Annotated in this window: 13 protein-coding genes; 2 read left to right on the top strand and 11 right to left on the bottom strand. The window is 69.6% G+C overall.

Features of this window, described 5'->3' with window-relative positions:
• Positions 1-14: 14 nt before the first annotated feature.
• The 6 genes from A5744_RS18825 to rimP form a co-directional block, all read right to left on the bottom strand.
• Entirely contained in the window at positions 15-1,025 is a 1,011-nt protein-coding gene (locus A5744_RS18825; protein WP_076063586.1) for a bifunctional oligoribonuclease/PAP phosphatase NrnA, read from the bottom strand.
• A complete protein-coding gene (gene rbfA / locus A5744_RS18820) occupies positions 1,000-1,473 on the bottom strand; it encodes a 30S ribosome-binding factor RbfA (protein ID WP_076063583.1) in 474 nt (157 codons plus the stop codon). The genes A5744_RS18825 and rbfA overlap by 26 nt, the downstream gene beginning before the upstream one ends.
• Positions 1,473-4,187 carry a translation initiation factor IF-2 gene (gene infB / locus A5744_RS18815; protein ID WP_076063582.1) on the bottom strand — a complete coding sequence of 905 codons (2,715 nt, stop codon included), beginning with the start codon at positions 4,185-4,187 and terminating at the stop codon, positions 1,473-1,475. Before infB ends, rbfA begins: the two co-directional genes overlap by 1 nt.
• Before the next feature lie 67 nt (positions 4,188-4,254).
• Complete coding sequence (locus A5744_RS18810; RefSeq protein WP_346425767.1) at positions 4,255-4,515, bottom strand: DUF448 domain-containing protein; 261 nt, start codon at positions 4,513-4,515, stop codon at positions 4,255-4,257.
• 174 nt (positions 4,516-4,689) lie between these two features.
• Positions 4,690-5,745: a transcription termination factor NusA gene (gene nusA, locus A5744_RS18805; RefSeq protein ID WP_076063580.1), complete on the bottom strand. Its 1,056-nt coding sequence runs from the start codon at positions 5,743-5,745 to the stop codon at positions 4,690-4,692.
• Complete coding sequence (gene rimP, locus A5744_RS18800) at positions 5,742-6,293, bottom strand: ribosome maturation factor RimP (protein WP_076063578.1); 552 nt, start codon at positions 6,291-6,293, stop codon at positions 5,742-5,744. Before rimP ends, nusA begins: the two co-directional genes overlap by 4 nt.
• Before the next feature lie 264 nt (positions 6,294-6,557).
• On the opposite strand from rimP, the gene A5744_RS18795 reads away from it, so the two are divergent.
• Positions 6,558-7,079 (top strand): hypothetical protein, encoded by a 522-nt coding sequence (locus A5744_RS18795; protein ID WP_170874533.1) that lies wholly within the window; start codon positions 6,558-6,560, stop codon positions 7,077-7,079.
• Positions 7,076-7,522 (top strand): ferritin-like domain-containing protein, encoded by a 447-nt coding sequence (locus tag A5744_RS18790; protein ID WP_076063576.1) that lies wholly within the window; start codon positions 7,076-7,078, stop codon positions 7,520-7,522. Before A5744_RS18795 ends, A5744_RS18790 begins: the two co-directional genes overlap by 4 nt.
• A 26-nt stretch (positions 7,523-7,548) precedes the next feature.
• Here the strand turns inward: A5744_RS18790 and A5744_RS18785 are convergent, their stop codons facing one another.
• The 5 genes from A5744_RS18785 to cobO all read right to left on the bottom strand — a co-directional run bounded on the left by A5744_RS18785 (position 7,549) and on the right by cobO (position 14,260).
• Positions 7,549-9,309: a proline--tRNA ligase gene (locus tag A5744_RS18785; protein ID WP_076063575.1), complete on the bottom strand. Its 1,761-nt coding sequence runs from the start codon at positions 9,307-9,309 to the stop codon at positions 7,549-7,551.
• 105 nt (positions 9,310-9,414) lie between these two features.
• Positions 9,415-11,007, bottom strand: coding sequence for an MFS transporter (locus A5744_RS18780; protein WP_076063572.1), 1,593 nt, complete (start codon positions 11,005-11,007; stop codon positions 9,415-9,417).
• Positions 11,008-11,040: 33 nt separating this feature from the next.
• Positions 11,041-12,249, bottom strand: a complete 1,209-nt coding sequence (gene cobA, locus A5744_RS18775) for a uroporphyrinogen-III C-methyltransferase (RefSeq protein ID WP_076063570.1) — start codon at positions 12,247-12,249, stop codon at positions 11,041-11,043.
• Positions 12,246-13,652, bottom strand: a complete 1,407-nt coding sequence (locus tag A5744_RS18770; RefSeq protein ID WP_076063568.1) for a cobyrinate a,c-diamide synthase — start codon at positions 13,650-13,652, stop codon at positions 12,246-12,248. Before A5744_RS18770 ends, cobA begins: the two co-directional genes overlap by 4 nt.
• Positions 13,646-14,260 carry a cob(I)yrinic acid a,c-diamide adenosyltransferase gene (cobO, locus tag A5744_RS18765; RefSeq protein ID WP_076063566.1) on the bottom strand — a complete coding sequence of 205 codons (615 nt, stop codon included), beginning with the start codon at positions 14,258-14,260 and terminating at the stop codon, positions 13,646-13,648. Before cobO ends, A5744_RS18770 begins: the two co-directional genes overlap by 7 nt.
• Positions 14,261-14,285: the final 25 nt, after the last annotated feature.

Genomic DNA, 14,285 nt, shown 5'->3' with positions numbered 1-14,285 from the left:
GCGCTGTAACCCGATCAGCCGAGCGCGGTGCGCAGCGAGGCGACGACGTCGTCGACCGAGCCGGTCGTCGAATAGCCGGCGGCCAGCCGGTGGCCACCGCCGCCGAACACGGACGCGACCGCCGCCAAATCCACCTCGGCCTTGGCGCGCATCGACACCGACCAGTGTTGCGGGTCGACCTCCTTGAACACCGCGGCCACCTCGGCCTGCTGCGTGGTGCGCACGATGTCGACGATGCTCTCGACTTCCTCCGGGCGCGAGTTGACCCATTCGGAGTTGTCGACGACCACGTAGACCAGACCGCGGCCACCCGCCCCGTCGGGCACCAGCTGCGCCGAACCCAACACCCGCGACAGCATCGGCAGCCACGCGAATGGATGGGTGTCCATCAGCGCCCGGGATATCGCGGCGTTGTTCACGCCGGCGTCCACGAGCCGGGCCGCCAGCCGGTGAGCCCGGGCGCTGGCCCAGCGGAAGGACCCGGTGTCGGTCGTCAGTCCCGCGTAAATGCAATGCGCGACGGCGGTATCGAGCGGCTGGCCCCACGCGTCGAGCAGTTCGGCAACCAACAGCGTGGTGGAGTCCGCCGACGGGTCGACGAAATTCGCGGTACCGAACTCCTCGTTGGAAGCGTGGTGATCGATCACCAGCAGGTGCTGGTCCGGGCCGGCCAGGTCAATCAGGGCACCGAGCCGTTTGGCGCTCGGAACGTCAACGGTCACAACCAAATCCACGTCGCGGCGCATCGCGTCGGGATGCACCAGCAGGTGGCAGCCGGGCAGCGTCCCCAACGACTCCGGCAACGTCTCGGGCGCGGCGAAACCGACCTCGACCTCTTTGCCGCACCGATCCAGGACCGTGGCCAGGGCCAGCCCCGCACCGATGGTGTCGGCGTCGGGATGGACGTGGCAGACCACCGCGATCGTCGTCGCCGCCGCCAGCAACTCGGCGGCGCGCACCGCGTCGACGCGTACCCCGGCAACCGGGGCATCGGCCAGCTCAGTTTTCGCGTTGATCGTCGTCACCGGTGTCCTTAGCGTCGAGCCCCGTCTCACGGTACGGGTCGGCCTCCCCTGCCGGCTTGGCGCCCACCCGAACCCGCGCCAGATCGGCGTCCGCGGCGCGGGCACGGGCCAACAACTCGTCCATCCGTCGCACGGTGTCGGACGTCGTGTCCCGGGTGAACGTCAACGTCGGAGTGAAGCGCACACCGGTTCCGGCCCCGACCATGGTGCGCAGGGCGCCCTTGGCGCGATCCAGCGCGGCCGCGGCGGCCGCGTAGTCCGGCTCGTCGTCGAGCGTGCGTCCCATCACGGTGTAGAACACCGTCGCATCGTGCAGGTCGGCTGTCACCTTCGTGTCGACGATGGTCACCCCGTCCAGCCCGGGATCCTTGATCTCGAACTCGATCGCCGACGCGACGATCGTGTTGATCCGCTTGGCCAGCCGGCGCGCCCGAGCGGGATCTGCCATTAGGCGCGTTCCTTTTGGACGAGCTCGTAGGACTCGATGATGTCGCCTTCCTTGATGTCGGAGTAACCCAGTGTCATACCGCATTCGAAGCCGTCACGGACCTCGGTCACGTCGTCCTTTTCCCGCCGCAGCGAGGTGATCGTCAGGTTGTCGGACACGACGATGTTGTCGCGCAACAACCGGGCCTTGGCGTTGCGGCGCACGATCCCGGAGGTGATCAGGCAGCCGGCGATGACGCCGACCTTCGAGGACCGGAAGATCGCGCGGATCTCGGCGCGGCCCAGCTGGTTCTCCTCGTAGATCGGCTTGAGCATGCCGCGCAGCGCCTTCTCGATCTCGTCGATCGCCTGGTAGATCACCGAGTAGTAGCGGATGTCCACGCCTTCGCGGTTGGCCAGCTCCGTCGCCTTGCCTTCGGCGCGGACGTTGAAGCCGATGATCACCGCGTCGGAGGCCGACGCCAGGTTGACGTTGGTCTCGGTGATGCCACCGACGCCGCGGTCGATGACGCGCAGTTCCACCTCGTCGTCGACCTGGATGCCCATCAGGGCCTCCTCCAGCGCCTCGACGGTACCGGCGTTGTCGCCCTTGAGGATCAGGTTCAGCTGGCTGGTTTCCTTCAGCGCCGAGTCCAGGTCCTCCAGGCTGATCCGCTTGCGGGAACGCGCCGCCAGGGCGTTGCGCTTGCGGGCGCTGCGCCGGTCGGCGATCTGGCGTGCGATGCGGTCCTCGTCGACGACCAGGAAGTTGTCACCGGCGCCGGGCACCGACGTGAAGCCGATGACCTGCACCGGCCGCGACGGCAGCGCCTCCTCGACGTCCTCGCCGTGCTCGTCGACCATGCGGCGGACCCGCCCGTAGGCGTCGCCGGCGACCACCGAGTCGCCGACGCGCAGCGTGCCGCGCTGCACCAGCACGGTGGCCACCGGCCCGCGGCCGCGGTCCAGGTGTGCCTCGATCGCCACACCCTGGGCCTCCATGTCGGGGTTGGCCCGCAGGTCCAGCGCGGCGTCCGCGGTCAGCAGCACCGCCTCCTCCAGCGCCTCGATGTTGGTGCCCACCTTCGCCGAGATGTCCACGAACATCGTGTCGCCGCCGAATTCCTCTGGCACCAAACCGAATTCGGTGAGCTGCCCGCGAATCTTGGCCGGGTCGGCGCCTTCCTTGTCGATCTTGTTGACCGCCACCACAATCGGCACGTCGGCGGCCTGCGCATGGTTGATGGCCTCCACCGTCTGCGGCATCACGCCGTCGTCGGCGGCGACCACCAGGATCGCGATGTCGGTGGCCTTGGCGCCGCGGGCACGCATGGCGGTGAACGCCTCGTGACCCGGGGTGTCGATGAAGGTGATCAGCCGCTCGGCGCCGTCGAGGTCGACGGAAACCTGGTAGGCGCCGATGTGCTGGGTGATGCCACCCGCCTCGGCCTCGCGGACGCTGGCATTTCGGATCGTGTCCAGCAGCCGGGTTTTACCGTGGTCGACGTGACCCATCACGGTCACCACCGGCGGACGCGTCTGCAGGTCTTCCTCGGTGCCTTCGTCCTCGCCGTAGGTCAGGTCGAACGACTCCAGCAGCTCGCGGTCTTCGTCCTCGGGGCTGACGACCTGCACGACGTAGTTCATCTCGCTGCCCAGCAGCTCGAGCGTCTCGTCGCCCACCGACTGGGTGGCCGTCACCATCTCGCCGAGGTTGAACAGCGCCTGCACCAGTGCGGCCGGGTTGGCGTCGATCTTCTCGGCGAAGTCGGACAGGGAGGCCCCGCGGGCCAACCGGATCGTCTCGCCGTTGCCGTGCGGCAACCGCACGCCACCGACGACCGGCGCCTGCATGTTCTCGTATTCGGCGCGTTTCGCCCGCTTGGACTTGCGACCACGCCGCGGCGCACCGCCGGGACGGCCGAATGCGCCGGCCGCGCCGCCGCGCTGCCCGGGACGACCGCCGCCGCCGGGACGGCCTCGAAAACCGCCGCCTCCAGGTGCCGCTCCGACGCCGCCTCCGCCGCCGCGGTAGTTACCGCCACCGGCATCGCGGCCGCCACCAGGCCCACCGGGCCGGCCGCCGCCGGGACGCGGACCACCGGCGCGCGCCGGACGGCCTTGCGCACCGGCGCCGCCGGGACGCGGCGGCATGCTGCCCGGCGACGCGCCCGGGCGCGGTGCCCCGGGCCGGGCCGCGCCGGGACGCGGCGCCATGGGACGCGGGATGGGCCGGTCGACGGGTTGCGCCGACGAGAACGGGTTGTTGCCGACGCGCGGGGTGCGCACGCCCGGCTTCGGCGCCGGACCGGGACGCGGTCCCGGCGTCATCCCAGGGGTCGCCGGTTGGCCCGGGGCCGGCGGTTTCGGCTGGCCCGCCGGCGGCGCGGGTGGCGCAGTCGCCTCCGCCGCCGCGGCCGGGGACGCCTTGGCGGCGGGCTGGGCAGGGGTCGCGGTGGCTTCGCCGTTACCGGCGGACTTGTCGATCGCCTTGTCGAGGGCCTGGTCCAGCGCCTGGTCGGGGGCCTTGGCGGCCTTTGCGGCCTTGGCCGGGGCCTTTTCCGCGGCGGGTTTGCCTCCGCCGAACGACTCGCGCAGCCGGCGAGCCACCGGCGCCTCTACGGTCGACGACGCGGATTTGACGAATTCGCCCTGTTCATTCAGCCGGGCGAGGACTTCCTTGCTGGTGACACCGAGTTCCTTAGCCAACTCGTGTACGCGGGCCTTACCTGCCACTACTTCTCCTGTCTATGAGGCGACAGTCGTGGGGCGGCCGCGCCTCGGGTTTAGCTATGACGCATTGTCATCGGGACTTCACGGTGTGCTCATGTTCTTTGCTGCCTCTTCTGTTGGTGCCGGGTGAGCCGAGCGCACGAAGCGTCGCTATGTGCTCGACCACCGCGGTCGTGTCCGGTGAACCGGCGATGCGCAGCGCTTTGGTGAAAGCCCGCCGCCGAATCGCCTGCTGGACGCACTGCGGTACGGGATGCAACCATGCACCCCGCCCCGGCAGGTTACTCCCCGTGTCAACGATCACGGCGTATTCGCCGTTCCCGGCCGACACGGCTACCACTCGAAGCAGTTCGACGGCCAGCTCTCGCTTTCGGCACCCAACACACGTCCGCACCGGTCCACCCGGGCGTCCGCGCGCCGACTCCGAAGGCTCGCGCTGGATCACGGCTCAGTCTAGCGTCACCGGATCAATGGTCAGAACCGCCCGCGCCGGGGCGGTTACAGGTCAGCGGTCGTGTGCCACCGGATGGCCGGCGCCGTGTTCGGACTGGTTCTCCGCGTGCCCCTCGGAACTTCCCGGCGAATCGCCGCGGATGTCGATGCGCCACCCGGTCAGCCGGGCGGCCAACCGCGCGTTCTGGCCCTCCTTGCCGATGGCCAGCGACAACTGGAAGTCGGGCACCACCACCCGGGCGGCCCGGGCGCTCTGGTCGATCACCGAGACGGAGACCACCTTGGCCGGCGACAATGCGTTGGCCACGAAGCGGGCCGGATCCTCGTCGTAGTCGATGATGTCGATCTTCTCCCCCGACAGCTCGCTCATCACGTTGCGGACCCGCTGCCCCATCGGGCCGATGCAGGCGCCCTTGGCGTTCAGGCCCGGCACGCGGGAGGCGACCGCGATCTTGGAGCGATGGCCGGCCTCGCGGGCCACCGCCACGATCTCGACCGAGCCGTCGGCGATTTCGGGAACCTCCAGCGAAAACAGCTTGCGCACCAGATTGGGGTGCGTCCGCGACAGCGTGATCAGCGGCTCGCGGGCGCCCCGGGTGACGCCGACGACATAGCACCGGACCCGGTTGCCGTGCTCGTAGCTCTCGCCGGGGACCTGCTCGGCCGCCGGGATGACGCCCTCGGACGCCTTGGTTTCGGTGCCCATCCGGACGACGACCAGGCCGCGCGCATTCGCGCGGCTGTCGCGCTGGATCACCCCCGCGACGATCTCGCCCTCGCGGGTCGAAAACTCGCCGTAGGTGCGCTCGTTTTCGGCGTCGCGGAATCGCTGCAGCATCACCTGGCGTGCGGTCGTGGCGGCGATGCGGCCGAAGCCCTCCGGGGTGTCGTCCCATTCGCTGATGAGGTTGCCGTCCTCGTCGAGCTCGCGGGCGATCACCTTGACGACGCCGGTCTTGCGGTCGATCTCGATGCGCGCGTCGTTCTGGTGACCCTGGGTGTGCCGGTAGGCGGTGAGCAACGCGGATTTGATCGTCTCGAGCAATTCGTTGACCGAGATCCCCCGGTCCACCTCGATCGCGTGCAGCGCGGCCATGTCGATATTCATGCTTCGGCCTCCGTCCTGTCGGCCTGCCCCATGAGGGCCCCAGTCGCCAGTTCCAACTCCGCTTGGGGCGGCTGCGAAAACTCAACCTGGACAACGGCTTTCACGATCTCGGCGAGTGGGATCCGCCGCACCGCCCAGTCGCGCCCGTCGCGGACCACCAACGCCAGCGTCTCGTCGCGGGTCTCACCGGCGCGGCCGGTCAGCCGCGATCCGTCCGCCAGCGCCAGTTCGACCTTGCGTCCCCGCGCGCGGCGGAAGTGCTTCGCGCTGGTCAGCGGGCGGTCAACACCCGGCGAGCTGACCTCCAAGACGTAGCGCTCGCGAATGCCGGCGAGAAGGTCCGAGCCGTCCAGCAAAGCCGACGCCGAGCGCGACAACGCGGCGATCGTGTCCAAGTCGAGTGCAGTATCGCCGTCGGCGATCACACTGATCCGCGGCGGGTGCGCGCGGCTGTCGATGACCACGTCTTCGATCTCATAGCCGGCGCGCGCGAACTCTTCACCGAGTAGCTCGATCACCTGCGTCTGCGAAGGTAGCCCGGTGGTCACGGCGAGCTCCTCATCTTGAGTTGTCCGGTCATCTGGCGGATACCGCCGCCCTGTCAGCCGCCCAGGCGGCTTCCGGCGTCCCGGCGGAACGTTGTGCGTTCGACGAGAACCAGCTATCAACGATACGCCAGGAATCGCCCATGACGGGGCGGATCGCATGGTCAGGTAGTGGGTCAGGTAGTGGGTCAGGTAGTGGTTCAGTCGAGGTCCTCTTGGCGTGGCCGCCCTCCCCGCGATGGCAGGTGGCAATGGCAGGATGTTTCTGTGCCCGTACCCGTCACCAACCGGCGGGGTGTGCTCGCCGGCGGCGCGGCAATCGCCGCGCTCGGGGTGGCCGCGTCCGCCTGTGGCGAGTCCCCGCCCAAGCCCCCCGCCGTCGAGGAGTTGCTCGGGCCGCTGGACCAGGCCCGCCGCGACAGCGCGCTCGCGACTGCCGCCGCGGCGGCCGTCGGCAACCCGCCGCAGATCGCCGCCGCGCTGACCGTCGTCGCCACCCAGCGCGCCGCGCATGCGCGGGCGCTGTCCACCGAGATCGCCCGGGCGGCCGGCAAGCTCTCGTCCTCGTCGAGCGAAACGCCCAGCCCCAGCCCGGCCGAGCCGGGCGCGCCGCCGCCACCGCCACCGCCGCTGAGCGATGTGGTCAACGCGCTGCGCGCATCGGCCGAGAGCGCCAGCCGGTTGGTGGCCTCGTCATCGGGCTACCGGGCCGGGTTGCTCGGCTCCATCGCCGCGTCCTGCACGGCGTCGTACCTGGTGGCCCTGGTGCCCGCGGGGCCGACGCCATGACCTCGGGCAAGGACGCCGACAACGCGGCGCTGTGTGACGCGCTGTCCGTCGAGCACTCGACGATCTACGGCTACGGCATCGTGTCCGCGCTCTCGCCGCCCGGCGTCAACAACCTGGTGGTGGAGGCGCTACTGCAGCACCGCCAGCGCCGCGACGACGTGATCGCCATGCTGAGCGCCCGCAAGGTGACCGCCCCGGTCGCCGCCCCCGGCTACCAGCTACCGATGCTGGTGGGCAGCCCGGCGGATGCGGCGCGGCTGGCCGTGCGGATGGAAACCGACGGCCAGACGGCGTGGCGCGCCGTCATCGAGCATGCCGAGACGGCCGACGACCGCGCGTTCGCCGCGACGGCCCTGTCCCAGGGCACGGTCTTGGCCGCCCGGTGGAACCGGGTACTGAACGCCTGGCCCATCACGACGAGTTTCCCGGGCGGCAATGAATAACTAGCCGGCATAGCTAGCCGGAATAGCTAGCCGCCCGGTCGACCGGCCAGGGCCGCCACGATGTCGGTGGCCAGCGAGGTGCGGGTAGCCAGCTCGCGGGTCTGTCCGCCGAAGCGGTCGCGCAGCTCGACCACGCCGTCCGCCCAGCCGCGCCCCACCACGACGATCCACGGCATGCCCAGCAGCTCGGCGTCCTTGAACTTGACGCCGGGCGATGCGGTGCGGTCGTCGAGCAGCACCTCGAGCCCAAGCCGATCCAGGTCGGCGGCCAGCCTCGTGGCCCCGGCACGGGCCTCGGCGTCCTTGTTGGCGATCACCAGGTGGACGTCGAACGGCGCGATCGACGCCGGCCAGCGCAAGCCCAGCTCGTCGTGCTGCTGCTCGGCGACGACGGCCACCAGCCGCGACACCCCGAGGCCGTAGGAGCCCATGATGAGTCGCACCGGCTTGCCGTCCTCGCCGAGGACGTCGACGGTGAAGGCATCGGTGTATTTGCGGCCGAGCTGGAAGATATGGCCGACCTCGATGCCGCGCGCGGAGACCAGCGGGCCGGCGCCGTCCGGCGACGGGTCGCCCTCGCGCACCTCGGCGGCCTCGATGATGCCGTCGGCGGTGAAGTCGCGACCGGCCACCAACCCGACCACGTGGCGGCCCGGCTCGTCGGCCCCGGTGATCCAGCTGGTGCCGTCGACCACCCGCGGATCGACAAGGTAACGAACGTCGTTGTCCCGCAATGCCTTCGGCCCGATGTAGCCCTTGACCAGAAAGGGATACTTGGCGAAATCGTCGTCGCCGAGTAACTCGTACTCGGCCGGCTCCAGCGCGGCGCTGAGCCGCTTGTCGTCGACCTCGCGGTCGCCGGGCACGCCGATGGCCAGTAGCTCCCAGTCGCCGCCGGGCTGGCGGACTTTGACCAGGACGTTCTTCAGCGTGTCGGCCGCGGTCACCGTGCGGCCCAGGCCGACCTCATTCGCCCAGGCCACCAATGTGGCGATGGTCGGGGTGTCGGGGGTGTCGTGCACCACCGCCTCGGGGAGCCCCTCGATGGGCAGCGCGTCCGGGCGGGCGGTGACGACGGCCTCGACGTTGGCCGCGTAACCGGACTCCAGGCACCGCACGAAGGTGTCCTCACCCACCGGGCTCTCGGCCAGGAACTCCTCGGAGGCGCTGCCGCCCATGGCGCCGGTCACCGCCGACACGATGACGTAGCGCACCTTCAGCCGATCGAGGATCCGCTGGTAGGCCTCCCGGTGCGCGTGGTAGGACGCCTTGAGCCCGGCCTCGTCGATGTCGAAGGAGTAGGAGTCCTTCATGACGAATTCCCGGGCGCGCAGGATGCCGGCCCGCGGCCGCGCCTCGTCGCGATACTTGATCTGGATCTGGTAGAGCGTCAGCGGAAAGTCCTTGTAGGAGCTGTACTCCCCCTTCACCGTCAGCGCGAAGACCTCTTCGTGGGTGGGGGCGAGCAGGTAGTCGTTGCCGCGGCGGTCTTCGAGCCGAAAAATGCCGTCGCCGTACTCGGTCCAGCGGTTCGTCGTCTCGTACGGCGCGCGCGGCAGCAGGGCGGGGAACAGAATCTCCTGCCCGCCAATGGCATTCATCTCTTGTCGGACGACGCGTTCGATGTTGCGCAGCACCCGCAGCCCGAGCGGCAGCCAGCTGTACAGCCCGGGCGCGACGGGCCGGACGTATCCCGCCCGAACCAGCAGCTTGTGGCTGGGCACTTCGGCGTCGGCGGGGTCGTCACGCAGGGTGCGCAGGAACAACTCGGACATCCGGGTGATCACAGCGGGCAAGCCTAGTGGCGGCGGTTTCGGCGAAGGAAATCCGAGTGTGCGCTCACGGCTTTGAGAGTGCGGTCAGGGCGCCCGAGGGGCACACGGAAAGCCGGGCTACAGCTCCCCGGCGTCGATCGCGTCCTTGACTTCCTGGGCGTGCGCGACCTGCTCGGGGGTGTAGCCGATGAGCAGCGCCGCACCGCCGACGATGACGGCCACCCCGGCCACCCACAGCAGGCCGTAGGTGTAGCCGTGGTCGAGGGCGTGCAGCTGGGCGTCGTTCATGAACTTCACCGGGCCGGTGGTGCCACCCAGGTACAGCGTGCGCGAGGTGATCACCGCCTGAATGACCGCCAGCACCAGCGGGCCGCCCAGGCTCTGCAGCATCAGCGCGATCGCCGAAACGGGGCCGATCCGGTCGAATCCGACGCCGGCGATCGCCGACAGCGTCAGCGGCACGACCGCCATGCCGATGCCGATGCCGCCGACGACGATGGGCAGCACCAGGTTGGGGAAGTAGGGCACGCCGCGGTTCATGAACGCCCAGCCGTAGATCATCGCCCAGAACAGCAGGACTCCGCCGCCGATCGTCAGCACCCGGGGCGAAAACCGCGACACCAGCTGCGAAGACACGCCCAGGCCGATGCCCATCGCGATGACGAACGGAATGAAGCCGACGCCCGCGCGCAGCGCGCTGTAGCCCAGGATGTCCTGCACGTACAGGCCGATGGACACGGTCAGGCTGAACATGAGTCCGCCGGCCAGGAAGATCGCGACGAAGGTGACCAGCCGGTTGCGGTCACGGAACAAGTCGAACGGCACGACGGGGTTGTCGGCGGTGCGCTCCACGATCGCGAAGGCGATGGCCGCGGCCAATGCCACCACGCCCGAGCCGATGGTGGTGGGTGAGACCCAGCCCTTTTCCGGACCCATCGAGAACGCGTAAACGGCGGCGGTGCACGCCAGCGTGGCCAGCATCGCCCCGGTGGCGTCGAGCTTCATCCGCTCCCGGTTGGTTTCCCGCAGCGCGGTGCGGGCCAGGTAGATCATCACCAGCCCGATCGGCACGTTGACGATGAACGCCAGCCGCCACGACACCTCGGTCAGCGCCCCGCCGACCACCAGACCCATCACGGAACCGATCGCGGTCATGGCGGCGAACACGGCCGTCGCGGCGTTGCGCGCCGGCCCCTTGGGGAAGGTGGTCGCGACCAACGCCAGACCGGTCGGCGATGCGATGGCCGAACCGATGCCCTGCAGCAGCCGGGCGATGACCATCGTCGCCTCGTCCCATGCCACGGCGCACAGCACCGAGGAGATGGTGAACAGGGTGACGCCGACGATGAAGGTGCGCTTTCGCCCGATGGTGTCGCCGAGGCGCCCGCCGAGCAGCATCAGCCCGCCGAAGGTGAGCACGTAGGCGGTGATCACCCAGCTACGGCCGGCATCGGACAGGCTCAGCTCGTTTTGAATCTTAGGAAGCGCGACGATGGCGACGGTGCTGTCCATGGTCGCCAACAGCTGCATCCCACCGATCGCGATAACCGCTGCGATGAAACGGCGAGACGGCAGCCATGCGGGGTAGTACCTGCTCATACGTGGTGAGGCGGTCTCCGCCGGACGCGTGGCGCGCATCGGGGCTGGACGATCGGGGCGCGCGGCGGTCCAATTGTGGACCGCGCGCTCACTGTCGTTGAGAGCCGTCATATCGGGTTACCTTACAGTAATCTTAAGATTTGTTTAAACGCCGAACGCCGCCACCGGGCCGATGACGATGATCGCGGGAGGTCGAATCCCGTCGGCGCGAATCTTCTCTGGCGTGTCGACGAGAGTCGACCGCAACGTCTGCTGAGCGGCCGTCGTTCCATGTTGTACTACCAGCACCGGCGTCTCCGCAGGTCGCCCCCCTTGCAGCAGGGCGTCGACGAAAAGCTCGATACGTTCGACGGCCATCAGCAAAACGATCGTGCCAGACATTGCTGCCAATGCATCCCAATTCACTAACGATTCGGGGTGACCGGGCGGCAGGTGGCCGCTGACCACCACGAACTCGTGATTTACCGCCCGATGGGTGACGGGAACGCCGGCCAATGCGGGAACCGCTATGGCACTTGTCACACCCGGCACCACCGTGACGGGAATCCCGGCATCGGCGCACGCCAACACTTCTTCGTAGCCGCGCGCGAACACAAAGGGGTCGCCGCCCTTGAGGCGCACCACGAAGTTGCCGGCCCGGGCTCGGTCGATCATGACCTCGTTGATCGCGTCCTGCGCCATGGCCCGGCCGTACGGAATCTTCGCGGCGTCAATGACTTCCACGTGCGGTGGTAGCTCGGCGAGCAGTTCGGGCGGCGCCAATCGGTCGGCGACCACCACGTCGGCCTGGGCGAGCAGGCGGCGGCCACGGACGGTGATCAGTTCCGGGTCGCCGGGACCGCCACCGATCAGCGCCACCCCGCCGCGCACCACGTCGGAGCTCTCTTCGGCGGTTTCCGGGATGATCACCCCGGTCTGCAACGCCTCGCGGATGGCCGACCGGATCGCCGCCGACCGGCGGTGCTCGCCGCCGGCCAGCACCCCGACCGACAACCCCGCGTAGCTGAAGGTCGCCGGGGTCACCGCGGTCCCCTCGATCGCGATGTCGGCGCGGACGCAAAAGATCTGGCGCCGATCGGCCTCGTCGACCACCGCGGCGTTCACCTGCGCGTCGTCGGTGGCGGCGATGGCATACCAGGCGCCGGCGAGGTCCCCGTCGCGGTATTCGCGCAACGACAAGGTGATTCCGCTCATCGCCTCGACGGCGCGGGTGACGGTGCGGGAGATGACGTGGACGTTGGCGCCGGTCGCGATGAGCAGGGGTAAGCGGCGCTGCGCGACGGTTCCCCCGCCGACTACAACGACCTTCTTACCGGCCAGCCGCAATCCGACCAGATAGGCGCTCTCGGTCACCCGCCAAGCCTAGTGGGGTGGTGGTTGCGCCCGGCGGCGTGCGCGACGAAACGCGTCACCGCGTCCGGCGTCGCGGCCGGGTGGGTGTGCAGATACGACGCATGCACCCCGGCGTGTACCACGCCGTCGCGCACCGGCGCGTTGTCATGGTCCCCGCTGTCACCGCGATACACCCACGCCGGTTGGTAACTACCGGTGAATGTGACTGCGGTTCGGTGGAATTCGTGCCCGACGACTCGCGCTCCGGTGGAATACAGCGACGAATCCGCGACGGCCACCGCGTCGCGATACGCCAACGTCAGCCGCGGAGTGAACCGCGCCGAGCCGGCAAGCACCCCGCACATGGGATACCCGTCGAGTTCGTCGGCCAGATAGATCAGCCCGGCGCATTCGGCGTGCACCGGGGCGCCGGTGGCGGCGAGCTCGTTGATCTGCCGGCGGACCACGTCGTTGGCCGAGAGCTCGGCGGTGAATTGCTCGGGGAAGCCGCCCGGCAGTAGCACCGCGTCGGTGCCGTGAGGCAACGGATCGACCAGCGGGTCGAACTCGACGACGGTGGCTCCGGCGGCGCGCAGCAGCTCGGCGTGTTCGGCGTAGCCGAAGCTGAACGCCTTGCCCGATGCCATTGCCACGACAGCCTCGCCTCGCGGAGTCGCGCCCACGGCCGCCGCGGGATCCCACGGCGCGTCGGCGACACGCGCGGCCGCGGCCGCGACCACGGCGCCCAGATCGACATGGCGCGCGATCAAGTCGGTCATCGCGTCCACCGCCTGCCGGGCGCGCCGCCCGTACTCGACGGCGGTGACGAGCCCCAAATACCTTGTGGGCAGCTCCAATTCGGCGGCGCGCGGAATGGCCCCGAGCACATCGACGCCGGCGTGCCCGCATGCCTGCCGCAGCACCTGCTCGTGTCGGGCCGACCCGACGCCGTTGAGGATCACACCGGCGATGCGGGTCGCGGAATCGAAGGTTGAAAAGCCGTGCAGCAGAGCGGCAATGCTGTGGCTCTGGCCGCGCGCGTCGACCACCAGGATCACCGGCGCGCCCAGCAGACCAGCGACGTGGGCGGTGGAGCCCGCGGCCGGGGTGGTCGCGGCCGGCCCGATCCGCCCGTCGAAGAGTCCCATCACCCCCTCGATCACCGCGATGCGCGCACCGGCGGTGCCGTGGGCGTAGAGCGGACCGATGAGCCGCTCGCCCACCAGCACCGGGTCCAGGTTGCGCCCGGGCCGCCCCGCGGCCAGCGTGTGGTAGCCGGGGTCGATGAAGTCGGGGCCCACCTTGAACGGCGCGACGTTGTGGCCCGCCTGGCGCAGCGCCCCCATCAAACCCGTTGCGACCGTGGTCTTTCCGCTGCCCGACGCGGGCGCAGCGACGACGACGGCGGGAACGGGACTCACCATTCGATGCCCTTTTGGCCCTTGCGCCCGGCGTCCATCGGGTGTTTGACCTTGCCCATCTCGGTGACCAGGTCGGCGGCCTCGACCAGTCGCTGCGGGGCATCGCGCCCGGTGATCACGACATGCTGCTGGCCGGGCCGGGCCACCAGGACCTCCACGACCTGGTCCACGTCGACCCAGCCCCACTTCAGCGGATAGGTGAATTCGTCGAGCACATAGAAGTCGTGGCGCTGCGCGGCCAGCCGGCGCGAAATCTCGGCCCAGCCGTCGGCGGCCGCTGCGGCGTGGTCGGATTCGCCGCCCGCCTTACGCGACCAGGACCAGCCCGCGCCCATCTTGTGCCATTCGACGGCGCCCCCGGCGCCGTGCTGCTCGTGCAGCTGCCCGAGCTGACGGAATGCCGCCTCCTCGCCCACCTTCCACTTGGCGCTCTTGACGAACTGGAACACCGCGACGTCGAGCCCGGCGTTCCACGCCCGCAACGCCATTCCGAATGCCGCCGTCGACTTGCCCTTGCCGTCGCCGGTGTGGACGGCCAATATCGGCGCGTTGCGCCGCGACCGGGTGGTCAGGCCATCGTCGGGGACCTGCAGCGGACGGCCTTGTGGCATAAACGGTTATCCCTTTCAGGCGACT

The organism is Mycobacterium sp. IS-1264 (genome assembly GCF_001954195.1).
Taxonomy (GTDB): Bacteria; Actinomycetota; Actinomycetes; order Mycobacteriales; family Mycobacteriaceae; genus Mycobacterium.
The sequence above is the reverse complement of the archived record's forward strand: the minus strand, read 5'-3'. Positions and strand labels throughout refer to the sequence as shown.

Bases quoted from the DNA above. Each gene is read 5' to 3' on its own strand.
- rbfA (WP_076063583.1), bottom strand. From the start codon at position 1,473: ATGGCAGATCCCGCTCGGGCGCGCCGGCTGGCCAAGCGGATCAACACG.
- nusA (WP_076063580.1), bottom strand. From the start codon at position 5,745: ATGAATATCGACATGGCCGCGCTGCACGCGATCGAGGTGGACCGGGGG.
- A5744_RS18790 (WP_076063576.1), top strand. From the start codon at position 7,076: ATGACCTCGGGCAAGGACGCCGACAACGCGGCGCTGTGTGACGCGCTG.
- A5744_RS18780 (WP_076063572.1), bottom strand. From the start codon at position 11,007: ATGACGGCTCTCAACGACAGTGAGCGCGCGGTCCACAATTGGACCGCC.
- A5744_RS18770 (WP_076063568.1), bottom strand. From the start codon at position 13,652: ATGGTGAGTCCCGTTCCCGCCGTCGTCGTCGCTGCGCCCGCGTCGGGC.
- cobO (WP_076063566.1), bottom strand. From the start codon at position 14,260: ATGCCACAAGGCCGTCCGCTGCAGGTCCCCGACGATGGCCTGACCACC.